A 24802-nucleotide genomic window follows, 5' to 3' on the forward strand; every position below is an offset into this window, starting at 1 on the left:
GTCACCATGCTGAGCCACATCCGCAACAGCCTGGAGGAAGCCAGGCGCGCCCTGGACGCCTTCATCGACAACGAGGCGACCCTGCGCAACATCGAACGGGCCGCCGACCTGCTGGTCGCCAGCTTCGAGAACAAGGGCAAGGCGTTCTCCTGCGGCAACGGTGGCTCGATGTGCGACGCCATGCACTTCGCCGAGGAGCTGACCGGGCGCTACCGCAAGAACCGCCCGGGGATCGCCGCCATCTCCATCAGCGACGCCAGCCACATCAGCTGCGTCGCCAATGACTTCGGCTACGACCACATCTTCTCCCGCTACATCGAGTCCCACGGCCGCGAAGGCGACGTGCTGCTGGCCTTCAGCACCAGCGGCCGCAGCCCGAACGTGATCAAGGCCGCCGAAGCCGCCAAGGTGCTGGGCGTGAAGGTCATCGCCCTGACCGGCAAGCCCGGCTCGCAACTGGAAGCCCTGGCGGACGTGTGCGTCTGCGCGCCGGGCGGCGACTTCGCCGACCGCGTGCAGGAGCTGCACATCAAGGTGGTGCACATCCTCATCGAGCTGGTCGAACGCAAGCTGGCTCCGCAGAACTACGCCTGACCCTCTCGCGCCGCTGTGGCATGGCCGCAGCGGCGCATCCTTCCCTACTCCAGCTGATCGAGGCTCGCCAGCAGGGCCGGCAGCACCTCGCCCGCCGGACCGTGCAGGCACAGGTCGGCGTGAGCGCTGAGGGGTGTCGGCTGCGGGTTGATCTCCACCAGGTAGGCACCCTGATGACGGGCCAGGTAAGGCAGCTCCGCCGCCGGGTAGACCAGGCTGGAGGTGCCGATGCTGAGGAACAGGTCGGCCGCCTCGCTGGCCTGCACCGCCTTGGCCAGCACGGGCGCCGGCAGGTTCTCGCCGAACCACACCACCGAGGGGCGCAACAGCCCGCCGCACGCGCAACGCGGCACCGGCCCTGCCTCATCCGGCCATTCGCCGCCCTTGGCTCCGCAGCGGAAGCAGTGCAGCTGGTGGATGTTGCCGTGCAACTCCAGCAACCCCGTGCTGCCTGCCCGTGCATGCAGGCCATCGACGTTCTGGGTGATCAGCTCGGTTCCCGGCAGGCGCTGCTGCAGGGCGGCGATGGCCCGGTGCGCGGGGTTGGGCTGCGCCTCCAGGCAGCGCTGTCGGCGCCAGGCGTACCAGTCCCAGACCAGTTGCGGGTCCGCCCGGAACCCGTCGGGGCTGGCCAGTTGCTCGGGGTTGTAGCGTGCCCAGAGGCCGGTCTGAGCCTCACGGAAGGTGGGGATCCCGCTTTCCGCAGACACCCCGGCCCCGGTGAAGATCACCAGGCGCTGGCTACGGGCAAGGCGTTGGGTCAGTTCGGCGGGGATCGGCGGCATTCCGGGCACCTCGGTCAAAAACGCCATTGTGCCCGCTTCGGTCAGGCCGAAAAACGGCGTCAGTGACGCGGCGAGAACCCCGGTGGCTTGGTGGCCAGCCAATCGACGAAGGTACGCAGGTCCGCGTGGGCCATCAGCGCCTCGCGGGTGTTGTAGGTGAGCGCCAGCTCCTTCTCGGTGAACAGCCGGTGGATCTGGTTGTGGCAGGGCCGGCAGACCCAGAGGGTCGCGGTGATGCGCTCGCTGCGGTCGAAGCGCTTGCGCACGTAGGGCTTGTCGTGGAGCGCCTTGGGGATGAGGTGGTGCCGGGTCAGCAGCGTGGCGCGCCCGCAGAGCTCACAGGCCTCGGGCTGGGGTGGCAGGCGGATGACGTCGGCCATGGCTCAGCGCTTGCGGCACAGGGTCAGGCCATCGCCCAGGGGCAGCAGGCTGACCTCCACCCGCGGATCCGCCTTCAAGGCACGGTTGAGCGCCTGGATGCCACGGGTGTCGTCGCTGTCGGGCTCGGCCTGCAGCACACGGCCGCTCCACAGCACGTTGTCGAACAGCACCAGCCCGCCGCGACGCACCAGGCGCAAGGCATGCTCCAGGTAGCGCGGGTAGTTGGCCTTGTCGGCATCGATGAAGGCCAGGTCGAACGCCTCGCCCCCTTCCCGCTCAAGCGCCTCCAGGCAGGCCAGGGCTTCGCCTGTGCGCAGCTGGATGCGCGCCTCGACACCGGCTTCGTGCCAGTAGCGCCGAGCAATGGCGTGGTAATCCCCCGCCCGATCCAGACAGACCACCCGGCCGTCCTCGGGCAGCGCCTCAGCCATCACCAGGGCGCTGTAGCCGGTGTAGGTGCCGACCTCGAGAACTCGCCGCGCGCCCATGAGGCGCACCAGCAATGCCATGAACTGCCCCTGCTCCGGGGCGATCTGCCAGTTGGCCGTCGGCAGGGCAGCCGTTTCGGCACGCAGGCGCTCCAGCAGGGGCGACTCGCGCAGGCTGACATCGAGGAGGTAACGGTGGAGGGCGTCGTCGAGGGCCAGGGTTCGGTTGGTCATGGCGGGACCGCAGGTAAGCCGTCAGGGAGTGCGGGCCAGCCTCGGCTCCGCCAGCACGCGCTTGGCATTCAGGTAGCTCTTCCGCCAGTAGCGATTGGACAGGCTGTCCAGGCGCACCGTTCCGCCGCTCGACGGCGCATGGACGAAGCGCCCCTCGCCGACGTAGATGCCGGCATGGCTGACCTGGCCGCCGCCATTGGTGGCGAAGAACACCAAGTCACCGCTCTGCAATGCATCCTGCCCCACGTCGGGCGCCCGCATGGCGATCAGCTCGCGGGTCGAGCGCGGCAGCTGGATGCCAGCGGCGTCGCGGTACACGTAGCCGATCAGGCCGCTGCAATCGAACCCGCTGTCGGGGGTGTTGCCGCCGTAGCGGTAGGGCGTGCCCACCAGGCCCAGCGCACGGAACAGCACGTCCTCGGCCTCGGGCGAACTCTGGGCATTGCTGAAGACGGGCGGAGTGTAGACGGGCTCGGGAGTCGGGGCGTGGCCGGAACAGGCAGCGAGGGTGGCAGCCAGGGCGATGAGGGAAAAACGGAGGAAGGCGCGCATGGCAAGTCAGTCCCGACTTGAGGTTTGCACGCTAATGTGCTGATCCAGTTCGAATAATGCAAGCAAAAAGCCATCGTTCAGGAAGGCAGTCGCGACGACCGGCATACGAACGCCCCAAACGAAACGGCCCGGACAATGTCCGGGCCGTCAGGTGAAGCCGATCGATCAGCGGTGCAGCGGGTGGGTCGGCTGCGGGGAAGCCTGGGCGAGTACGCGCTTGGCTTCCATGTAGCTGGCGCTCCAGTAGCGGTCATCCAGGCTGTCTACCCGCACACCGCCGCTGCGGTGGCTGGAGGAATGGATGAACTGGTCGTCGCCGATGTAGATGCCGGCATGGCTGACGCGACCACGGCCACGGTTGTTGAAGAAGACGATGTCGCCGGGCTTCAGCTCATTGCGGGAAACCAGCGGGGCGTCGAGGTTGATCATTTCGCGCGTGGAGCGCGGCAGCTGGATGCCCGCCTCTTCCTTGAACAGGAAGCCGACGAAACCGCTGCAATCGAAACCGGTCTTCTCGGAACGGCCACCAAAGCGGTAGGGCGTGCCGATCAGTTCGAAGCCACGTTCCAGAAGGCCATCAGCCAGCGACGGCAGCTCGTAGGGCTTGTCGTCGGTGAAATCAGCCAGTTCCTGGTCGGTAGGTTCTTCGACCTGGGGTTCCTGGATGGCGACCGATTGCGGCTTGGGCGAAACACCGGCGCAGGCGGTCAACAAAATAGCGAATGCGAGAGGCACGAGGGGTGCGAAGCGCTTGAGCATGGGCACGACCGTGTCGAATTTTTAAATGAAGGCGCGACTATGCCCTCTATCGATCTGATTTGCAAATTTAATCGATCGAAATGTGACTCAGGAGTTCTTCCAGAACATCTAAGGCGCGACCCTTGAGATGAACATCGACGACGGGGGAGAGATCGGTGACGGCGGGATTGATCTCCGCCGTGAAGCCGCCCTGCTGGCGAGTGCGCAGGACGGGCTCGGAAATGTACGGGAAGCCAGCCGTGGTGCCCACTGCAAGCACCGCATCGAAGCCCTGGCGCAGTTGCGCGTAGAGGGTGTCGATGGCGTGTTCCGGCAACATTTCGCCGAACAGCACGACAGGGGGGCGGAGGATACCACCGCACCCGTCGCAACGGGGAGGCAATTCCCGTTCCAGGTACTGCGACACGTGGTCGCTCTCCCGGCCGCAGGACTGGCAGAACAGCGGCGCCATCTCCCCGTGGATCTCGATCAGCCGCTCCGCCGGCGAGCCCGCCTGGCGGTGATAGCCGTCGATGTTCTGGGTCAGCACCCAGCACTGGGGCTTGAGTGCCTGCAAGCGGGCGATGGCCCGGTGCCCTCCGTTGGGGCGGGCCGCCAGGCAGGCGCGCCCCAGCAGGGCGAGGTACTTCCAGCACAGCGCCGGGTCGCGCTGCAGCATCGGCCCGGAGATGGCCTCATCGATCGGGATGCCCTCCTCCGTCACGCCGTTGTAGAGCCCGCCCAGCCCGCGGTAGGTCGGCAGGCCGGAGTCCGCCGAAAGGCCAGCCCCCGTGATCACCAGGATGCGCTCAGCCCGCGACAGGGCCTCGGCGACGCGGCGGATTCGGCTGCTCAGGTCCATCGGCTGCACTCCCTGGCCTTGCGGCCTCGATCAATGGTTGACGGTATGCGCCAGCATCACCGAGAGCTGGCACAGCGGTCGGCCGCTTTCCTCGTGCCAGCGGTTGAACGCTGCCTGCACCAGGACCAGGTCTTTCTGGCTGGTGGGCGCCTTGTCGATCACGCCCTGGGCCTTCAGCGCCGCCACCATGTCGTCGGTGGGGATGAAGGTGTCCTTGCCGGCCATCCGCAGGAAGCGCGGCGCCGACAGCCCGCCCAACTGGTTGCCGTGCTTGGCCAGGTACTTCCACAGGCCGACCACATCGGTCACCGGCCAGTCGGCGATCAGCGCCCCGAAGCTGCCCTTCTCCCGCACCACGTCCAGCACGAACTGGGCGTTGCGCGGCACGCTCTTGAGCTTGCCCAAGTGGCGGATCAGCCGGGTGTCCTGCATCAGCCGCTCCAGGTGCTCGGCGCTCATCAGCACCACCTTCTGCGGGTCGAAGCCGAAGAACACCTCTTCGAAGGCCGGCCACTTGGCATCCACCAGGCTGTGCTTGAGCCCGGCACGGAACACCCGCAGCGCCAGCAGCGACAGGTAGCGGTCATCGGGGATCGAGCGCAGCTCCCCATCGGAGCGGGGCTGCGGCAGGCGCGCCTCCAGCGCCTCGGCGGAGCCGAAGCGGTTCAGGCAGTACTCGTGCAGCCAGCGATAGTCACGCATGCAGGCGCTCCGTCAGAGGTTCACCAGGTCGAGGGTACGGGGCGTGGCGGTCTCGTCGATGCGCAGGTTGACGAAGTCGAACAGGTTGCGGTCCGCCAGCTGCGACGGCACCACGTTCTGCAGGGCGCGGAACATGATCTCGGTACGGCCCGGCGACTTGCGCTCCCACTCGTTGAGCATCTCCTTCACCACCTGGCGCTGCAGGTTCTCCTGGGAGCCGCACAGGTTGCACGGGATGATCGGGAACTCCTTCAGGCGCGAGTAGGCCTCGATGTCCGCTTCGTTGCAGTACGCCAGCGGACGGATCACCACGTTGCGCCCGTCGTCGGCCAGCAGCTTCGGCGGCATCGCCTTCAGGGTGCCGCCGTAGAACATGTTGAGGAAGAAGGTCTCCAGGATGTCGTCGCGGTGGTGCCCCAGCGCCATCTTGGTCGCCCCGATCTCGTCGGCGTACGTATAAAGAGTGCCCCGGCGCAGGCGCGAGCACAGCGAGCAGGTGGTCTTGCCCTCCGGGATCTTCTCCTTCACCACCGAGTAGGTGTCCTTCTCGATGATGTGGTACGGCACGCCGATGGACTCCAGGTACTGCGGCAGCACGTGCTCGGGGAAGCCCGGCTGCTTCTGGTCCATGTTCACGGCGACGATCTCGAACTTGATCGGCGCGACCTTCTGCAGGTACAGCAGCACGTCCAGCATGGTGTAGCTGTCCTTGCCGCCGGACAGGCAGACCATCACCTTGTCGCCGTCCTCGATCATGTTGAAGTCGGCGATGGCCTCGCCGGCCTGGCGACGGATGCGTTTCTGCAGCTTGTTCTGGTTGACCGAAAGGGTGCCCATGGTGCTCTGGAGTCCGGGTGCGATGCGAAAAGCTGGCCATTTTACGCACAAAGCACGCGCCGCCCCAGCCCCTCCAGAGCCCGGGCGACCACCTGCGGCCCGCGTCGCATTCCCCGTGCAGCACAACCTGCTAGGCTCGCCCGATGAATCACGACCTCGACCCCACCCAGGACCTCGCCGACCAGGTGCTCGACCTGCTGCGCGCCGCCCCCGACGGCCTCGGCGAGTTCGAGCTGATCAAGCGCCTCAAGGCCGGCCACAGCACCCACATCCCCCAGCTCGGCCTGAACGACCACCTGGTGCTGTTCCGCACCCACTTCCTGCTGTTCAACGCCCTCTATCGCCTGCGCGACCGCCTGCTGGCCGAGCGCAGCGGCTGGCTGGCCATCGGCGCCCTGCACATCCAGCTGCTGCCCTACCAGGCCGGCGAGGCCGCCCTGGAGGCACCCGACCCGCTGCGCGCCTACTACCTGGACATGAACCAGCTGCGCGACACCACCGAGCGCGACGTCGACCGCCTGCTGGCCAGCTTCTGGACGCGCATGCAGGGCGGCGAAGAGAAGCGCGCCGCCCTGGAGCTGTTCGAGCTGGACACCGAGGCCCCGCTGGACCTCGCCGTGATCCGCCGCCGCTACCGCCAGCTGGTCAGCCTGCACCACCCCGACCGGGGCGGCAGCACCAGCCGCCTGCAGTCGATCAACAAGGCGATGGAAATATTGCAACGCTATTACCACTGAGGATTAAGCGCGATTTGCTCTAAAGCCCCGAGCTGCGTGGCCTCCAGCCTGCCCTATACTGCGACACAAGGTCGCAGGCCCAGCCCACCGGCAGGCCCGCACCCCGCGCCCCGAACAGGGGGCGGTCTCATAAAAAGAGAGGAGGTGTTCAGCATGATCCATCACGTCTGGGGGCTCTTCACCCATCCCGATCAGGAATGGCAGGACATTCGTGGCGAAGAAGAAAGCATCAGCCACATGTACCTCACCCACATCCTGATCCTCGCCGCCATCCCTGCAGTCTCCGCCTACATCGGCACCACCCAGGTCGGCTGGGTGATCGGCAAGGGCGACCCCGTGCTACTCACACCCGCCAGCGCCCTGCAGATGACGGTGCTGTCCTACCTGGCCATGCTCGTCGGCGTCGCCGTCATGGGCGCCTTCATCCACTGGATGGCGCGCACCTACGACGCCTCGCCCAGCCTCACCGAGTGCATCGTGTTCGCTGCCTACACCGCCACCCCGCTGTTCATCGGTGGCCTCGCCGCGCTCTACCCGCACCTGTGGCTGGGCATGGTCATCGGCACCGCTGCCATCTGCTACACGGTGTACCTGCTCTACGTGGGCATACCGACCTTCATGAACATCCCGCAGGACGAAGGCTTCCTCTTCTCCAGCTCCGTGCTGGCAGTGGGCCTGGTGGTGCTGGTGGCGATGATCGCCGCCTCCGTCATCTTCTGGGGCATGGGTGTCGGCCCCGTCTACATCCGCTGACCGTCTTACCGTGAACCGGGCCACCCCACGGGGTGGCCCTTTGCTGTGCGCCATACCATTCGCCGGAAACGTTGAAACCTCCCCCGCCGCCGTCCTCCAACCCTTCGAGACCGGGCCCGTGCCCGACCACCGGAACAGAAGGAGACGGACATGGCCCCGCACCTGCTCACCCTCTTCACCCGCCCCGAACAAGCCTGGCAGGACATCCGCGCCCAGGAGACCCGCAACCCGCTGCACTACCTCGGGCACCTGCTGCTGCTCGCCCTCATCCCTGCCATCAGCCTCTACATCGGCACCACCGTGGTCGGCTGGAGCCTGGCCGAGGACGAAGTGGTGCGCCTCGACACCGCCAGCGCCCTGGAACTGTGCGCCGGCCTGTACCTGGCCGCCGTACTCGGCACCCTGCTGATGGGCGCCTTCGTGCGCTGGATGGCGCGAGCCTTCGAAACCCGCCCCGGCTTCAACGAATGCGTCGGCTTCGTCGCCTACACCGCCACCCCGCTGTTCATCGCCGGGCTCGCCGCGCTCTACCCCACCCGCTGGCTGGCCGTGCTGGTCCTGGGCCTGGCCGGCGCCTACGCCAGCGTCCTGCTCTACCTGGGCACCCCGGTGTTCATGCGCCTGAACCGTGAGCAGGCCTTCCTCTACGCCTCCTCGATCTGGGGCGTCGGGCTGCTGGTGCTGGTGAACGTGCTGGTCTCGGTGATCCTCCACTGGCACCTCTACCTGACCCCGGAATACCGCTGACCCGGTCGCACCACTCGGCAGGAGAACGCAGCGGGCGTCCACCGCTTTGGGCATAATCGCCGCACTCTGGAGTGCCCCTTATGCCCGAGCAGTTACACGCCCGCGTCGAAGCCTGCTACCAGCAGGCAGAAGCCTTCTTCCAACGCCCGTTCACCCGCCCCGAGGTCAGCTTCAAGCTGCGCGGCCAGAAGGCCGGCGTCGCCCACCTGACCGAAAACCGCCTGCGCTTCAACCTGCAGCTGTACCGGGAGAACCGCGAGGACTTCCTGCGCCAGACCGTCGCCCACGAAGTCGCCCACCTGGTCGCCCATCAACTGTTCGGCCCGCGCATCCAGCCCCATGGCGAGGAATGGCAGCTGATCATGCGCGGCGTCTACGAACTGCCGCCCAACCGCTGCCACAGCTACGAAGTGCAGCGCCGCACGGTGAACCGCTTCATCTACCTGTGTGCCTGCCCCGACGGCGAATTCCCCTTCTCACCCCAGCGCCACGCCCTGGTCGGCCGAGGGCGCCGCTACTTCTGCCGGCGCTGCCGGGCCACCCTGCGCTTCAGCGGGGAGCAGCGGCAGGAATAGACCGTTCCTGCCCTCAATACGGCAGTGCCCCATCATCCGGCACCAGCCCCGACAACCCCTCCACCTGCGCCCGGGTGTTGGCCCGGTGCTGCAGCTTGTTGCGCGCGGCCTCGGGCAGGTCGGTGAAGCGCATCACCCCACGGTCCACCAGCACGTTCACCAGGTCCTCGATGACCCGCACCAGCTCCAGGTCCGAATGCTGCAGCGACAGCAGGTGCTCGTGCAGCGAGCGGCTCGCCAGCCAGCTGCGCACCTCCGGGTCGGCTTCCGGCACCCGGTGGGTCATCCCCGGGAAGGCCTCGTGCTCCACCCGCAGCACCCGGCCCCGCTCGTCTCGTTGTACGTAGACCATCGACTTCACCCTCTGTAGCCCAGGAAGGAACAGCCACCGCCCCTCCACACGTGAAAAGGCCCGCCTCCTAAAGGAGGCGGGCCCTGCGCCGCATCAGACCGTATCGGTCTTCAGCGTGCCGTCACCCAGCATCCCGCTGATCACCCCCGCCGCGTCGGCTGCGCCGTAGGCTGCCTGCAGGTTGATGCCATCGAGCACGATGGTCGGCCCGCCCGTACCGCTGCCACTGCCGTTGCTGTCCACCGTGATGGTGGTGTTGGTGCCGAAGCTGAAGGTCAGGTACTGGCTCAGGCTACCCAGATTGGCCTGTTCCCCGGTCAGCAGCTGCGACAGGTCCAGCGCATCCACACCCTTGGTGAAGTCGGTGATGTGGGTGGTACCGGTGTCGCCCAACAGCCACTTGAAGGTGTCGGCGCCGTCGCCGCCGGTGAGGGTGTCGTTGCCGCCCGCGCCGATCAGCGTGTCATTGCCGGCCAGCCCGCTGAGCACGTTGGCCCCGCTGTTGCCAGTGAGGGTGTCGTTGAAGTTCGAGCCCGTCAGGTTCTCGATGTTCACCAGGGTGTCCAGCCCTGCCCCGCCGGTGTTTTGCTGCCCGGTGATGCCCAGGCTGACGTTGACCCCGGCCGTGGCGTCCTGGTAGCCGGCGGTGTCGGTGCCACTGCCGCCGTCCAGGTAGTCATTGCCGGAACCGCCCACCAGCAGGTCGTTGCCGGCCCCGCCGTTGAGGGTGTCATCGCCGTCGTTGCCCAGCAGCACGTCGTTGCCGCCGTTGCCGTTGAGGGTGTGCCCACCCGCCAGGCCGTCCACCAGCAGGTTGTCGCTGCTGGTGCCATCGAGGATCCCGTCGGTGTCACGGGTCAGGCTGACCGAGGCAGTCGTCGACTCGGCGATGTAGCTGAAGGAGCCCCCCAGCGTGCCGGTGTCGGTGACGCTCACCACCCCGGCCGCCAAGGTCGCGGTCATGCCGCTGGCACTGCCCACGGTACTGATGTGCAAGGTGCTGGTGTCCGGGTCGGTGTCGTTGTACAGCAGTGCCCATTCCGGCACCGGCACCGTGACCCCCGAGGCCACGTTGGTGATCAGCGAATCACTGGTCAGCGTCGGTGCATCGTTCACCAGGGTGACGTTGATGGTCGCCGTGTCCACCGCCGTCAGCGCGCCACCTCCGATGGCGCCGGCGTCGTTGATCATCAGCATCAGCGCCACCGCAGCCGCCGTGTTGGTGCTGGCCAGGAAGGAAATGCTCCCCGCCGAGCCGGCCCCTGTATCGATCCCTCCCAGCAGGTTGTTCAGCTGGGTCAGGGTTCCGCGGAAGGTCACCTGCGACGTGCCGTTGCCGGTGATGTTGGTCACCCCGCTGTTCCCCGCCGAGACGGTCAGCGCGCCCTGGGCCACCGCCAGGGTCACGGTGCGCAGGTCGCTGCCGCCGTCCACGTCACCCACGCTCATGCCGGTGCCGCTGAGGGTCAGGCTGCTCTTCTCGCCGATGCTGTAGGTGAGCCGGCTGATGTCGGCGGTCGGCGCATCGTTCACCGGGGTGACGTTGAAGGTGATGGTGTTCGGGTTCGGGTCGAGGTTGACCCCGCCGTTGGCCGTCCCACCGTTGTCCTGCACCTGGAAGGTGAACGTCGCATAGCCGTTGCCATTGGCGTTGGCCGCCGGGCTGAACACCAGCTTGCCGGCTGCCAGGTCGGCGGCCGAGACGAAGGTCCCGGCGCTGATGGCGCTGCCGTTGAGCAGCAGCGTACCGGCCGTGGGCAGCGTGGTGATCTTCACCGCCGCCAGGCTGTTGCCGTCGCTGTCGGAGAAGCCGAAGTTGGCCGCCGTCAGCACATGGCTGGTGTCCTCCAGCAGGCTCAGGGTGGCGTCGGCACCAGCCGGCGGGCTGTTGGCGTCGATCACGTTGATGGTCAGGTTGGCGCTGTCAGGGGTGCCGTCACTGTCCACCAGGGTGTAGCTGAAGTGCTCGGTGACGTTGGCGGTGAGCCCTTCCGGCGCCACGTAGCTCCAGGCCCCGGTGGCGAAGTTGAAGGTCAGCTTGCCGTGCAGCGGCGTGTCGATCCCGGTGAGCTGGTTGCCGCTGATGGGCGAACCGCTGCTCGGGGTGATGGTGCTGCTGCCGTTCCAGGTGTAGGTGATGCTGCCGATGGTGATGGACTTGATGTAGCCCGCGCCGTCCGGCCCGTAGCTGTCGTCGTCGGCGGTGCCGGCCGCGCCATCGGAGCCCTTGAGCACGTTGCCGGTCACATCGCCGCCAACCACCTGCCCCAGCAGCGCATCCACCAGTTGGCCGAAGCCGGAGACGCTCAGCGGCGAGCCCTGGCCGTCGAGGTCGACGTCCTGCAGGCGCGCGGTGTTGATGCCGTCGCCGATGCCCACCGTGGTGACGTTGATGCCGTTGTTGTCGACGAAATTGTTCCAGGCCGTCGACGTGGCATCGGTCAGCGAGTTGCCACCGCTGCCGGTCTGCTCGTTGGGGTTGCCGTCACTGATGAACACCACCTGGTTGCTCCAGCCGGCAATCGGCTGGTACACGCCCATGGTTTCCTGGATGCCCGCGGTGAAGTCGGTGCCGTCGGCGAACGGCCGGGTGCCGCCCTCGGCGGGGTTGAGGCTGGCGATCAGCGCCGAGAACGCCTCCACGCTGGTGACCGGCGCATAGGAGGTGGCCGTCGAGGAGAAGGCCACGATCTGCAGTTGCACATGCCCGCTGGTGCCGTCGAACAGCTCGCTGCCGGCCTGGCGCACCGCACTGAGCATCTGGTTCAGCTCGGTGTTGTCGATGCTGCCGCTGAAGTCCAGCACGAAGACCACGTTGAAGTCCTGGCCGTGCCCTTCCACCACGCTGGCCACGTCGTCCTTCGCATCCGGCCCGTTGTCCACGGCCACCACGTTGATGGTGGTGTGGGCGGTGTTGGAGTCGGTGGCGCCGTCGTTCACCGTCACCGTCACGTCACGCGGGGTGGTGCTCGGCGTGTTGCTGGTGTTGGAGAAGCGGATCGCCTCCAGCGCCGTCTCGTAGGTGGCCTGGCTGGCCACGCCGGTGAGGGTGACGGTGATCTTGCCGGCCACGCTGGTGTCCACCACCGCCGTAATGCCGGCCGGCATGCCGGTGGCACTGAGCACATCGCCCGCCTGGGCGTTGGTCAGCACCACCTTGGCCGAGGCGATGGTACTGCCGTCGACGTCGGTGATCTGACTGTCCAGGTCGGCGATGGCCACCGCCGGCTGGCCTTCGGTGAAGGTGGTGCGGTAGTCGGCCCCGGTGGCGCCGCTGCTGTTGTTGGCGTCCAGGTCCAGCACGGGGGCGTCGTTCACCGCCGCCACATTGATGGTCACGGTGGCGGTGTTGCTGTAGAGGCTGCCGTCGCTCACCTGGTACTGGAAGGTGGCATAGGGCGCGCCGTTCTCGTTGCCATCGGGCACGAACACCAGCTTGCCGGCGGCGATGTCGGCGATGGTGATCACCTGGTTCAGGGTCACCGCCACGCCATCGAGCTTCAGCACACCGTCGGTGGCCAGCTGGGTCACCTTGATGTTGGCGAAGCTGCCGGAATCGACGTCGCTGTCGTTCAGCGGGCCGGTGCCGTCACTGCCGAACAGCCCGGCACTGGTGATGGTCACGGCGTTGTCTTCAGTGGTGCTGAAGGTGTCGTTGACCGCCACCGGCGCATCGTTCACCGCCGCCACATTGATGGTCACCGTGGCCACGTTGCTGTAGGCGCTGCCATCGCTGACCTGGTACTGGAAGGTCGCGTAGGGCGTGCCGTTCTCGTTGCCATCGGGCACGAACACCAGCTTGCCGGCGTCGATGTCCGCCGCGCTGATCACCTGGTTCAGGGTCACCGCCACACCGTTGAGCTTCAGCACGCCGTCGCTGGCCAGCTGGGTGATGCGGATGGCGGTGAAGCTGCCCGAATCGATGTCACTGTCGTTCACCGGGCCGGTGCCATCGCTGCCGAAGAGGCCGGCGCTGGTGATGGTCACCGCCGTGTCCTCGTTGGTGCTGAAGGTGTCGTTGACCGCCACCGGCGCATCGTTCACCGGGGTCACGGCGATGGTCACCGTGGCGATGTTGCTGTACAGGCTGCCGTCGCTCACCTGGTACTGGAAGGTGGCATAGGGCGAGCCGTTCTCGTTGCCGTCCGGCACGAACACCAGCTTGCCGGCGGTGATGTCCGCCAGGCTGATCACCTGGTTCAGGGTCACCGCCACGCCGTTGAGCTTCAGCACGCCGTCGCTGGCCAGCTGGGTGATGCGGATGGTGGTGAAACTGGCCGAATCCACATCGCTGTCGTTCAGCGGGCCGGTGCCATCCGCGCCGAACAGGGCCGTGGTGGTGATGGTCAGCGAGGTGTCCTCGGCAGTGGTGAGGTTGTCATCCACGGCCACCGGCGCATCGTTCACCGCCGTCACGTTGATGGTCACCGTGGCCGCGTTGCTGAAGGTGGCGCCGTCGCTCACCTGGTACTTGAAGGTGGCGTAGGGCGCACCGCTCTCATCGCCATCAGGGACGAACACCAGCTTGTTGGCGTTGATGTCGGACAGCGAGATCACCTGGTTCAGGGTCACGGCCACGCCATTGAGGGTAAGCACGCCGTTGCTCGCCAGCTGGGTCACCTTGATGGCGGTGAAGCTGCCGGAGTCGCCGTCGCGGTCGTTCACCGGCCCGGTGCCGTCGCTGCCGAACAGGCCATCGGCGGTGATGGTCAGCGGGCTGTCCTCGGCGGTGGTGAAGGTGTCGTTCACCGCCACCGGGGCATCGTTGGTGGCCGTCACGTTGATGGTCAGTTGGCCGTTGGTGCCGTCCTTGTCAGCGTCGCTGATGCTGTAGCCGACCACTTCCGAAACATTGCCGGTCAAGCCCGAGGGCGCGGTGTAGCTCCAGTCGCCGGTCTTGAAGTTGAACTGCAGCTTGCCGCCCAGGGCGGTGTTCACCGACAGCTGGGCGGTAGCATCACTGCCGTTCCAGGTGTAGGTCACGCCGCTCACGGTCACCGAGTTGATGCCGCCCTTGCCGTCGGCGCCGAAGCTGTCGTCATCGGCGGTGCCGGCCACGCCATCGGAGCCCTTGAGCACGTTGCCGCTCACCTGGCCGGCACTGACGCCGGTCAGCAGCGCATCCACCAACTGGTCGAAGGTGCCGACGCGGATCGGCGAACCGCTGCCGTCGAGGTCGACGTTCTGCAGCTTGCTATCGTCGATGCCGTTACCCACGCCCACGGTGGTGACGTTGAGGCCGTTGTTGGCGATGAACTGCGCCCAGGCGGTGGCCGTGGCATCGGCCAGGGCGTTGCCGCTCGTGCCGGTCTGCTCGTTGGGGTTGCCATCGCTGACGAACACCACCTGGTTGCTCCACCCCGCCTGCGGCACGTAGTTGGCGATGGTGGCCTTGATGGCATCGGTGAAGTCGGTGCCACCGTCGAACGGCCGGGTGCCGCCATCCAGCGGGTTGAGCGAGTTGACCAGCGACTCGAAGGCCGCATAGGAGGTGACCGGTGCATAGGCCTGGGCGGTAGAGGAGAAGGCCACCACCTGCATCTGCACATCACCCGGGGTGCCCTGGAACAGCGCCTGGGCGGCGGCTTTCACGGCATCCAGCATCTGGTTCAGCTCGGTGTTGTCGATGCTGCCGCTGAAGTCCAGCACGAACACCATGTTGATGTCCGGCGCGTTGGACTCGGCCACCGTGGCCACGTCGTTGCGTGCCACCGGGGTGTCGTCGTCCACGCTCAGGCTCAGGGTGCCGTTGGCGCTGTCGCCGTCCTTGTCGGTGACCTTGTAGGTCAGCTGGAACTGGACGTTGTTCTCATCCTGCCCGTCCGGGTGGCGGATGGGCGCGTTCTGCACCACCTGGTAGGCGCCGCTGGTGCTGTTGAGGGTGACGGTCAGCACCGTGGTGGCGCCCTGCTTGACCAGCAGGTTGCTGCCCGAGGTCTCGTAGGTGAAACCGCTGGGCGCACCGCTGGTGAGCCAGGTGATCGAGCCCGCGCCGTCGGCGCCGAAGCTGTGGGCCACCGTGCCGCTGGTGTTCTGTGCATCCACGTCGTCGCCCACGCCACCGGGGTTGCCGTTGGCCAGGGTGTCGTCGTCCAGCTTCACGTCGATGTTGCCGGCGGTGGGCGCGTCATCCTTGAAGCTGATGGCATTGCCCAGGTTGAGGCTGGTGCTGGTGGAATCGCCGTCCTTGTCGGTGATCGTCGCCACCAGTTTCACCAGGTCCGCCGCCGACAGGCCAGTGGCCTGGTCTGGCCCGCTGTCCGGGCTGTGCAGGAGGGCCAGTTTCTGGTCGAGGGTGACCTTGCCGACGCTGTCCACGGTGACGGTGAAGGCCACTGCCCCACCGCTGCCGCCCACGCGGCCGACCACCTGCCCGCTTTCCAGATAGAGCTTGATGTCGCCGCCGCTGGCGCTGTCCTTCAGGCCGCTGCTGGCACCGCTGGCGCTGATGGCCAGGCTGTAGGCGAGGCTGCCGGAACCATCGGCACCGTAGTTGCCGCTGAAGGCATTGCTGTAGTCGGTGGTGGCGTCGACGGACAGGTTGGTTTCATCCACCTGCAGGCTGGCGACACCGGCCTGACCAGCGTTGATGCTCGGCGCGTCGTCCTTGAAGCTGATGGCGTTGCCCAGGTTGAGGCTGGCGCTGCTGCTGTCGCCGTCCTTGTCGGTGATGGTCGCCACCAGTTTCACCAGATCCGCCGCTGACAGGCCGGTGGCCTGGTCCGGCCCGGTGTTGGGGGTGTGCTGGATGGCGATGCGCTGGTCGAGGGTGACTTTGCCCGTGCTGTCGACCGTGACGGTGAAGGCCACCGCCCCACCGCTGCCTCCGACGCGGCCGACCACCTGCCCACCTTCCAGATAGAGCTTGATGTCGCTGCCGCTGGCAGTGTCCTTCAGGCCACTGCTGGCACCGCTGGCGCTGATAGCCAGGCTGTAGGCGAGGCTGCCGGAACCATCGGCACCGTAGCTGCCGCTGAAGGCACCACTGAAATCAGTGGTGGCGTCGAGGGTCAGGTTGGTTTCATCCACCTGCAGGCTGGCGACGCCGGCCTGGCCGGCGCTGATGGTGGGCGCATCGTCCTTGAAGCTGATGGCATTACCCAGGTTGAGGGTGGCGCTCGTGCTGTCGCCATCCTTGTCGGTGATGGTGGCCACCAGTTTCACCAGATCCGCCGCTGAAAGGCCGGTGGCCTGATCCGGCCCGGCGTCCGGGCTGTGCTGGATGGCGATGCGCTGGTCGAGGGTGACCTTGCCGGCGTTGTCGACGGTGACAGTGAAGGCCACCGCCCCGCCGCTGCCGCCCACACGGCCCACCACCTGGCCGCCTTCCAGATAGAGCTTGATGTCGCTGCCGCTGGCGGTGTCCTTCAACCCGCTGCTGGCACCGCTGGCGCTGATGGCCAGGCTGTAGGCGAGGCTGCCCGCACCGTCGGCACCGTAGTTGCCGCTGAAGGCACCACTGAAATCAGTGGTGGCGTCGATCGCCAGGTTGGTTTCATCCACCTGCAGGCTGGCGACGCCGGCCTGGCCGGCGCTAATGGTGGGCGCGTCGTCCTTGAAGCTGATGGCGTTACCCAGGTTGAGGCTGGCGCTGGTGCTGTCGCCGTCCTTGTCGGTGATGGTCGCCACCAGTTTCACCAGGTCCGCACCGGCCAGGCTCACTTCCTGGTCCGGTCCGGCGTCCGGGCTGTGCTGGATGGCGAGTTTCTGGTCGAGGGTCACCTTGCCGCTGCTGTCCACGGTCAGGGTAAAGGCCACGGCCCCGCCGCTGCCGCCGACACGGCCGACCACCTGGCCGCCTTCCAGGTAGAGCTTGATGTCACCGCCGCTGGCCGTGTCCTTCAGCCCGCTGCTGGCGCCCTCGGCGCTCACCGCCAGGCTGTAGGCGAGGCTGCCGGCGCCGTCGGCACCGTAGTTGCCGGTAAAGGCGCCACTGAAGTCGGTGGTGGCATCGGTGGCCAGGGTGGTTTCGTCCACCTGCAGGCTGTCGGCCACGGCCTGGCCGGCGTTGATGGTGGGCGCGTCGTCCTTGAAGCTGATGGCGTTGCCCAGGTTAAGGGTCGCGCTGGTGCTGTCGCCGTCCTTGTCGGTGATGGTCGCTACCAGTTTCACCAGGTCGACGCTGCCCAGGCTCACCTCCTGGTCCGGCCCGCTGTCCGGGGTGTGCTGCAGGGCGATGCGCTGGTCGAGGGTGACCTTGCCCGTACTGTCGACACTGACGGTGAAGGCGATGGCGCCCGAGGGGCCACCCACGCGGCCAATCACCTGGCCGCTCTCCAGGTAGACCTTGATGTCACTGCCGGTGGCCGTGTCCTTCAGTCCGCTGGAAGCACCGTCGGCGCTGACCTGCAGGGCATAGGTGGTGGTACCGGGGCCGTCGGCGCCGTAGTTGCGGATGAACGCGCCACTGAAGTCGGTGGTGGCGTCCCCGGCCAGGTTGGTCTCGTCCACCTGGAGGATGTCCGCCGGGATGGAGACCGCGCGAATAGCCGGTGCGTCATCGCGGAAGCTGATGGCATTACCCAGGTTGAGGCTGGCGCTGCTGCTGTCACCATCCTTGTCGCTGATCGTCGCCACCAGTTTCACCAGGTCCGCTGCCGACAGGCCGGTGGCCTGGTCCGGCCCGGCGTCCGGGCTGTGCTGGATGGCGATGCGCTGGTCGAGGGTGACCTTGCCGCTGCTGTCCACGGTCAGGGTGAAGGCCACGGCGCCGCCGCTGCCGCCCACGCGGCCCACTACTTGCCCACCTTCCAGGTAGAGCTTGATGTCGCTGCCGCTGGCGGTGTCCTTCAGGCCACTGCTGGCGCCCTCGGCACTCACCGCCAGGCTGTAGGCGATGCTGCCGGAACCGTCGGCGCCGTAATTGCCGGTGAAGGCGCCGCTGTAGTCAGTGGTGGCGTCGATGGCCAGGTTGGTTTCATCCACCTCCAGGCTGGCGACGCCGGCCTGACCAGCACTGATGGTCGGCGCGTCGTCCTTGAAGCTGATGGCGTTGCCCAGGTTGAGGGTCGCGCTGCTGCTGTCGCCGTCCTTGTCGGTGATGGTGGCCACCAGTTTCACCAGGTCCACGCTGCCCAGGCTCACTTCCTGGTCCGGCCCGCTGTCCGGGCTGTGTTGCAGGGCGATGCGCTGGTCGAGGGTGACCTTGCCGGTGCTGTCCACACTGACGGTGAAGGCGATGGCGCCCGAAGGGCCGCCCACGCGGCCGACCACTTCGCCACCTTCCAGGTAGACCTTGATGTCGCTGCCGGTGGCGGTGTCCTTCAGCCCGCTGCTGGCGCCGTCGGCGCTGACCTGCAGGGCATAGGTGGTGGTGCCGGGGCCATCGGCGCCGTAGTTGCGGATGAACGCGCCGCTGAAATCAGCGGTGGCATCGCCGGCCAGGTTGGTCTCGTCCACCTGGAGGATGTCCGAGGGGATCTCCACCGCGCGGATGCCGGGCGCATCGTCCTTGAAGCTGATGGCGTCGCCCAGGTTCAGGCTGGCACTGCTGGAGTCGCCGTCCTTGTCGGTGATGGTCGCCACCAGTTTCACCAGGTCGGCGCTGCCCAGGCTCACCTCCTGGTCCGGCCCGCTGTCCGGGCTGTGCTGCAGGGCGATGCGCTGGTCGAGGGTGACCTTGCCGGTGCTGTCCACGCTGACGGTGAAGGCGATGGCGCCCGAAGGGCCACCCACGCGGCCGATCACCTGGCCGCCTTCCAGGTAGACCTTGATGTCGGTGCCGCTGGCGGTGTCCTTCAGCCCGCTGCTGGCGCCGTCAGCGCTGACCTGCAGGGCGTAGGTGGTGGTGCCGGGGCCATCGGCGCCGTAGTTGCGGATGAAGGCGCCGCTGAAGTCGGTGGTGGCATCGCCGGCCAGGTTGGTTTCGTCCACCTGGAGGATGTCCGCCGGGATGGAGACCGCACGAATGGCCGGGGCGTCATCGCGGAAGCTGATGGCATCGCCCAGGTTGAGGCTGGCCTTGCTGAAGTCACCGTCCTTGTCGGTGATGGTGGCCACCAGTTTCACCAGGTCCGCTGCCGACAGGCCGGTGGCCTGGTCCGGCCCGGCATCCGGGCTGTGCTGGATGGCCAGTTTCTGGTCGAGGGTGACCTTGCCTTCGCTGTCCACGGTCAGGGTGAAGGCCACGGCGCCACCGCTGCCGCCCACGCGCCCGACCACCTGGTTGCCTTCCAGGTAGACCTTGATGTCGCTGCCGCTGGCGCTGTCCTTCAGGCCGCTGGAGGCACCGTTGGCGCTCACCGCCAGGCTGTAGGCGATGCTGCCGGCACCGTCGGCGCCGTAGCTGCTGGTGAAGGCACCGCTGAAGTCGGTGGTGGCGTCGATGCCCAGGCTGGTTTCGTCCACCTCCAAGCTGGCGACGCCGGCCTGGCCGGCGCTGATGCTCGGGCCATCGTCCTTGAAGCTGATGACCTTGCCGATGTCCACCGCACCGCTGGCGCTGTCGCCGTCCTTGTCCACCACGGTGAGGGTCAGGCTGACATGCCCGGCGCCCAGGTACTTGGCCTCGTCGGCGTCGCTGGTGGGGTGCACCACGGCGCGCTGCTGGTCGAGGGTGACGGTGCCGGCCGCGTTCACGCTGAGGGTGAACACCAGCTCGCCGGTGCCGGCGGTGCGGCCTTCGATCACCGAGCCGTTGAGGCTCAGCAGCACCGCCTCGCCGGTGGCGGTGTCCACCAGGCCGGAGTTGGCGTTCTGCACGCTCAGGCTGTAGGTCTGGCTGCCCACGCCGTCGGCGCCGGGTTGCACGTTGAACACGCCGCTGAAGTTGGCGGTGGCGTCCTGGGCGAAGTTGGATTCATCAACCTGCAGGGCGATCGCCGAGCCCCAGGTGACGTTGGCGCTGACGTCGTTGTAGTCGTAGTCGGAGGTGGCGGTCTTGTCTTCCCAGTTCTGGTTGCCGGCGCTGCCGGTGTCCTGCAGGTGGGAACCGCCGGGGTTCAGGGCGGCGTCGCTGAACAGCACGTTGGCGCCGTCGGCCCCCACCAGCGGGGTGCTACCGATGAAGGCCTGCCACTTGCCACCCACCAGCTGGAAGGTGACTTCCGCGCCATTGCTCAGGCCGCCGTTGGCGGCGCCGTCGGGGATGATGAAGAAGCCGGTGTGGGCCGGGTCCAGGCCATCGAGGCTGGCCTGGTCGCCCACGCTCTGGTCGTGCACGTTGGCCCAGATGATCTTGCCGCCCTGGGGCGTGCCGTCATCGCCCTTGATGTAGTAGCCGTAGGTGTTGGAGTAGCCGGCATTGGTGCCGAGGAAGGTCACCGAGGAATTCAGGTCCAGCTCGCTGGCCTGCACGCTGGGCGAGTCGTCGTTGATCACCACGGCGAGGGAACCGTTGGCGCTGTCGCCGTCACCGTCGGTGACCTTGTAGCCGACGTTGAGGGTGATGTTGTCCTCGGTGCCGCCCTGCGGGTGCATCAACGGTTGCAGCAGGTTGACCGTGTAGGCGCCGGTGGCCGGGTCGGTGAGCACCACGGTCATCAGCGCGCCCCGGGCGGAGCTGATGGTCAGGGTGTTGGTGCTGGCATCCCAGGTGGAGGTGACGCTCTCGCTGCCCAGGCTGCTGGGGCCGGTGAGTTCCACGCTCTTCACGCCGTCGGCGCCGCCGTCGTAGCCGAGGCTGCCGCTGGTGCTGGTGTTGGCGCCGGCAGCATCGCCGGGGCCGCCGTTGATGCCACCGGCCAGGCCTTCGTCGTCCAGCACGGTTTCGGCACGCACGTCGCTGGCGGTGGGGCCGTCGTCTTCGAAGCGCACGGCATCGCCGATGCCGGTGGAGGCCACGGACACGTCGCCGTCACCATCAGTCACGGTGACCACGGCGTTGATCTTGCCGGAGAGGCTCAGGGCGTCGTCGGCGTTGCTGCCGTCCAGGTGCTGCAGCGGCAGGTACTGGGCCACGCTGAGGGTGCCGTCCTGGCCGATGGCCACGGCGAACGCGGCTTGCCCGTCGAGGGCGCCACCGGACACGCGGCCGACCACCAGGCCGTTCTCGACGCTGAGCAGGATGGACGAGCCGTCGAGGGTCTTCAGGCCCGAGTCGCTGTCCTGCACGGACAGGCTGAGCACCGTGGTGGCGCCTTCCTGGTCCTGGCCAACGTTGCTGGATGAGGTGTCCACCACCGCGCCGGTGCTCTGGGCATAGCCCGCCGCCAGGCCGGTACCGGCGTTGGCCACGCTGGCGAACAGCGCCGCCACGGCCGGGTTGCTGGTGTCATGGTTGGCCGCATCGCCGGGGATGCCGGGGGTGGCACTGGCGTTCTGCAGGCCGGGGGTTTCGTCGTGGATCACCACACGGCCTTCCACGGCCTGGATGGCCGCGCTGGGCGCGTCGTCCTCGAAGCGCACGACACCGCCGATGTCCACTTCGCTCCGGGCCACGTCGCCGTCGCCATCGGTCACGGTGACCACGGCCTTGATCAGGCCGGCCAGGTCCACCGACTCGTCACCGCTGCCGGTGTCGGGGTGATGCAGGGACATGTACTGGGCCACGCTCACCGTGCCATCCGCCCCGAGGACGATGGCGAAGGCCGCCTGGCCGGGGCCGTCGATGCCTTCGACACGGCCGACGATCAGGCCGTTCTCCACGTACAGGCGGATCACCTGGCCGTCGGTGGTGGTCAGGCCCGAATCGGTGCCGTTGCCATCGGTGATGGCCAGGCTGAGTTCCAGGGTGGCGTCCTCCTGGTCCTCGCCGAAGCTGCTGCCGGCGGTGCTCACCAGCGGGCCTTCGCTCTGGGCGAAGCCGAGCAGGTCGGTGCCGGCGTTGGCCACGCTGTCGAACAGCGAAGCGACCGCCTTGCCGCCCACGTCGTTGTCGTCGGCATCGCCGGCCGGGGTCGGGGTGGTGGTGCCGTTCTGCAGTTCGGGGCTTTCGTCGTGGGTCACGCTGCGGCCTTCCACCAGCTGGATGCTGGCGGTGGGGGCGTCGTCCTCGAAGCGCACGGCTCCGCCGACGCCGACCTGGTCGACGGCCACGTCACCATCGCCATCGGTGATGGTGACCACGGCGTTGATCTTGCCGGCGAGGCTGACGCTGTCATCGCCGCTGCTGGTGTCCGGGTGGAACAGCGACACGTACTGGGCGACCTGGAGGGTGCCGTCCTGGCCGATGGCCACGGCGAACGCGGCCTGGCCGTCGAAGCTGCCGCCGACGATACGCCCCACCACCAGCCCGCCTTCCAGGCTGAGGACGATGGCGCGCCCGTCGGTGGTGGTCAGGCCGGAATCGGCGCCGTCACCGCCGACAATGGACAGGCTCAGCACCGTGGTGGCGCCCTCCTCGTCCTCGCCAGTGCTGCTGCCGGAAACATCCACCACCGGGCCGTTGCTCTGGGCATAGCCGGGGCTGGAGAGGTCGGTGCCGGCATTGGCCACGCCACTGAACAGGGCGGCCACGGCCGGGTCGCTGGTGTCCTGGTTGCCGGCATCGCCGGGGACACCGGGCGTGGCCGTGCCGTTCTGCAGGCCGGCGCTTTCATCGAGGGTCACGCTGCCGCCCTCGGTCACGCGGATCAGCGCGGTGGGGCCGTCGTCCTCGAAGCGGATGGCACTGCCGATGTCGGCACTGGCGGTGGCCTTGTCACCGTCGCCGTCGGTGACGGTGAACACCGCCCGCACCAGGCCGGACAGGTTCAGCCCCTCGTCATCACTGCCGCTGTCGGGATGGCGCAGGGATTCGTACTGCACCACGCTGAGCTGCCCGGAATCCGGGTCGATGGCAATGGCGAACACCGCATTGCCGCTGCCATCACGGCCCACCACCAGGCCGTTCTCCAGGGCCAGGGTGATGGGGCTGCCGGCGGTGGTGAACAGGCCGCTGCCGCCCTCCCCGTCGCCCTCGCCCAGGGCCAGGGAAAACACCGCGGAGGAGCCGGCTTCGTCAGCCCCCGTGTCAAAGGCCCCCACGACGACCGGGCCACTGCCCTGGGCGAAGGCCAGCATGTCAGCAGAGGCATTGGCCACCGAGGCGAACACCGCCAGCGGGCCGGGCACTTCCTGGCTGTCCGGCTGCAGGCCGGCGGTCTCGTCCAGCACCACGAAGCCGCCTTCCTGATTGAATTGCAGCCCGGCCGTGGGGCCGTCGTCGTTGATGGCCACGGTCAGGGGCACGGTGGGCGACACGTCGCCGTCCAGGTCGAAGACCCGCACGCTGAAGTTGTCGAAGATCTGGTCGTCGGCGCCGGTGGCGTTGGGGTTGCCGTGGTCGAGGCTGTTGTCGGTGAGGGTGTAGGTCCAATTGCCGGCGCCATCGAACACCAGCACGCCAAAGGCGCCCTGCACGGTGCCGCCGCCGGTGACGTTGATCCAGTTGCCATTGACGTCCAGCACCTCGACGCGGTCGATGCCGTCCGGCGAGGTGATCACCAGGCTGCCAGAGGTGCTCTCGGCAGTGCTGCCGGCATTGCTGCCGGCCTTGCCGCCCCCGCCTTCGCCGCCGTTGAGGGCCTCTTCATCCACCACACCGGGGCCGGTCACCACGGTGCCGGACTGGTCGAGGAACACCACCGTCAGCGAGGGGGTGGAATCGTCCGGCAGCGGGGGGATGTCGCCCTCGGGGAACAGCGGGGTGAAGTCGATGGGCCCGGTGGGGAAGCCGATGGTCGGGTCCACCGCACCGGCGGTTTCCGACAGCAGCACGAAGGAGTGGCCGCCGCCCACACCGCCCGCGCCACCGGCACCGCCAGCGCCCGGGCCGGCTGCGGTGGCCTCGGCGGCCAGGGTCGGGTCCACGCCGGCCTCGATGGCGGCCTGCAGCTGCTCGACGTCGGTCAGCTCCTGCTGGCTCGGGGGCTGCGGCTGGGCGTCGGCAGTGGGATCGACCGGCGCCGCGTTGTCGCCTCCAGCACTGAGCATCTGGGTGCTCAGGGTGGTGCTGCTGTCGCGCCCCAGGGTCAGCTCGCCGCCGCTGGCCAGGTTGATGGCCACCGCGCCTTCGGCGCCGGTAACCAGTTGTTCACCGGCAAACACCCGGTCCCCTTCCACCAACGGCCGGCGCGTTCCATCGCCTGCTACCGCGAACACCTCGCCTACGACCTGCCTGACGACACCGATTACCGTAGCCATGAATCCTTCCTCCAGCGCACACCTGCCGACCACTGCCGACAACCCTTCTCGAATAGGGCCAGCGCTGCGTAGGAGCGGTGCTCAAGGGGGGAAAAATGCGTGGGGCGGGGCGACAATTTTTTGGTCAAAAAATTCGCGACAGAAAAACGTCACTTATTTTCCGTGTCGAACTGCTCCAGCAAAAACCGCGTCTCCCCAGGGCTCGAATCGCGCAACTGACCACCTGAAACCAGACCGCGAATGCCTGAAAGGCCCGAATTCCGCGGCTGACAGGAAAACAAGATGTGCCGGTTTGCCGCACCTGCATAAGATTTTTTCGGCATATCCGTTGTGAAAAAAATTTCTTAGCTCCGTCAAAAGTTGTTCTTAGCTCTGATGTTACAAGCCTGAAACGGTTGAACAGGCGATTTCGCCAAAAAAATGGCGACCCAGAAGAAAGCAGCAAGAAGCATCGGACAAGGA

Annotated in this window: 15 protein-coding genes; 5 read left to right on the forward strand and 10 right to left on the reverse strand. The window is 67.4% G+C overall.

Annotated elements, in window-relative coordinates; translation table 11 throughout:
- Window positions 1-6: 6 nt before the first annotated feature.
- Window positions 7-594 (forward strand): D-sedoheptulose 7-phosphate isomerase, encoded by a 588-nt coding sequence (gene lpcA, locus PotMrB4_RS20570; RefSeq protein WP_172434348.1) that lies wholly within the window; start codon window positions 7-9, stop codon window positions 592-594.
- Between the two features lie 44 nt (window positions 595-638).
- On the opposite strand, the gene PotMrB4_RS20575 is transcribed toward lpcA, so the two are convergent.
- The 8 genes from PotMrB4_RS20575 to ttcA form a co-directional block, all read right to left on the reverse strand.
- Window positions 639-1379 carry an SIR2 family NAD-dependent protein deacylase gene (locus tag PotMrB4_RS20575; RefSeq protein WP_172434349.1) on the reverse strand — a complete coding sequence of 247 codons (741 nt, stop codon included), beginning with the start codon at window positions 1377-1379 and terminating at the stop codon, window positions 639-641.
- Between the two features lie 59 nt (window positions 1380-1438).
- Window positions 1439-1759: a hypothetical protein gene (locus tag PotMrB4_RS20580; protein WP_044412554.1), complete on the reverse strand. Its 321-nt coding sequence runs from the start codon at window positions 1757-1759 to the stop codon at window positions 1439-1441.
- Between the two features lie 3 nt (window positions 1760-1762).
- The gene (locus tag PotMrB4_RS20585) at window positions 1763-2422 is read right to left on the reverse strand and encodes an O-methyltransferase (protein WP_172434350.1); all 660 of its coding nucleotides are present in this window, start codon (window positions 2420-2422) and stop codon (window positions 1763-1765) included.
- A 21-nt stretch (window positions 2423-2443) separates the two neighbouring features.
- Entirely contained in the window at window positions 2444-2974 is a 531-nt protein-coding gene (locus tag PotMrB4_RS20590; RefSeq protein ID WP_172434351.1) for a C40 family peptidase, read from the reverse strand.
- 165 nt (window positions 2975-3139) lie between these two features.
- Complete coding sequence (locus PotMrB4_RS20595) at window positions 3140-3733, reverse strand: C40 family peptidase (RefSeq protein WP_044412563.1); 594 nt, start codon at window positions 3731-3733, stop codon at window positions 3140-3142.
- Window positions 3734-3800: 67 nt separating this feature from the next.
- The gene (locus tag PotMrB4_RS20600) at window positions 3801-4574 is read right to left on the reverse strand and encodes an NAD-dependent deacylase (RefSeq protein WP_172434352.1); all 774 of its coding nucleotides are present in this window, start codon (window positions 4572-4574) and stop codon (window positions 3801-3803) included.
- Window positions 4575-4604: 30 nt separating this feature from the next.
- The gene (locus PotMrB4_RS20605; RefSeq protein ID WP_172434353.1) at window positions 4605-5276 is read right to left on the reverse strand and encodes a DNA-3-methyladenine glycosylase I; all 672 of its coding nucleotides are present in this window, start codon (window positions 5274-5276) and stop codon (window positions 4605-4607) included.
- Window positions 5277-5288: 12 nt separating this feature from the next.
- Window positions 5289-6113, reverse strand: a complete 825-nt coding sequence (ttcA, locus tag PotMrB4_RS20610) for a tRNA 2-thiocytidine(32) synthetase TtcA (protein WP_044412573.1) — start codon at window positions 6111-6113, stop codon at window positions 5289-5291.
- 143 nt (window positions 6114-6256) lie between these two features.
- On the opposite strand from ttcA, the gene PotMrB4_RS20615 reads away from it, so the two are divergent.
- The 4 genes from PotMrB4_RS20615 to PotMrB4_RS20630 all read left to right on the forward strand — a co-directional run bounded on the left by PotMrB4_RS20615 (window position 6257) and on the right by PotMrB4_RS20630 (window position 8925).
- The gene (locus PotMrB4_RS20615; RefSeq protein WP_044412576.1) at window positions 6257-6850 is read left to right on the forward strand and encodes a DNA-J related domain-containing protein; all 594 of its coding nucleotides are present in this window, start codon (window positions 6257-6259) and stop codon (window positions 6848-6850) included.
- Window positions 6851-7003: 153 nt separating this feature from the next.
- The gene (locus PotMrB4_RS20620; protein WP_172434354.1) at window positions 7004-7603 is read left to right on the forward strand and encodes a Yip1 family protein; all 600 of its coding nucleotides are present in this window, start codon (window positions 7004-7006) and stop codon (window positions 7601-7603) included.
- A gap of 150 nt (window positions 7604-7753) precedes the next feature.
- Window positions 7754-8350, forward strand: coding sequence for a Yip1 family protein (locus PotMrB4_RS20625; protein WP_044412579.1), 597 nt, complete (start codon window positions 7754-7756; stop codon window positions 8348-8350).
- An 80-nt stretch (window positions 8351-8430) separates the two neighbouring features.
- Entirely contained in the window at window positions 8431-8925 is a 495-nt protein-coding gene (locus PotMrB4_RS20630; RefSeq protein WP_074973557.1) for a SprT family zinc-dependent metalloprotease, read from the forward strand.
- A gap of 13 nt (window positions 8926-8938) precedes the next feature.
- On the opposite strand, the gene PotMrB4_RS20635 is transcribed toward PotMrB4_RS20630, so the two are convergent.
- Together PotMrB4_RS20635 and PotMrB4_RS20640 are read right to left on the reverse strand one after the other, a co-directional pair.
- Window positions 8939-9277 carry a hypothetical protein gene (locus tag PotMrB4_RS20635; RefSeq protein ID WP_044412584.1) on the reverse strand — a complete coding sequence of 113 codons (339 nt, stop codon included), beginning with the start codon at window positions 9275-9277 and terminating at the stop codon, window positions 8939-8941.
- Window positions 9278-9370: 93 nt separating this feature from the next.
- Complete coding sequence (locus PotMrB4_RS20640) at window positions 9371-24340, reverse strand: retention module-containing protein (RefSeq protein ID WP_172434355.1); 14970 nt, start codon at window positions 24338-24340, stop codon at window positions 9371-9373.
- Between the last annotated feature and the right edge of the window lie 462 nt (window positions 24341-24802).

The sequence above is a fragment of the Metapseudomonas otitidis genome, assembly GCF_011397855.1.
GTDB classification, from domain to species: Bacteria; Pseudomonadota; Gammaproteobacteria; order Pseudomonadales; family Pseudomonadaceae; genus Metapseudomonas; species Metapseudomonas otitidis.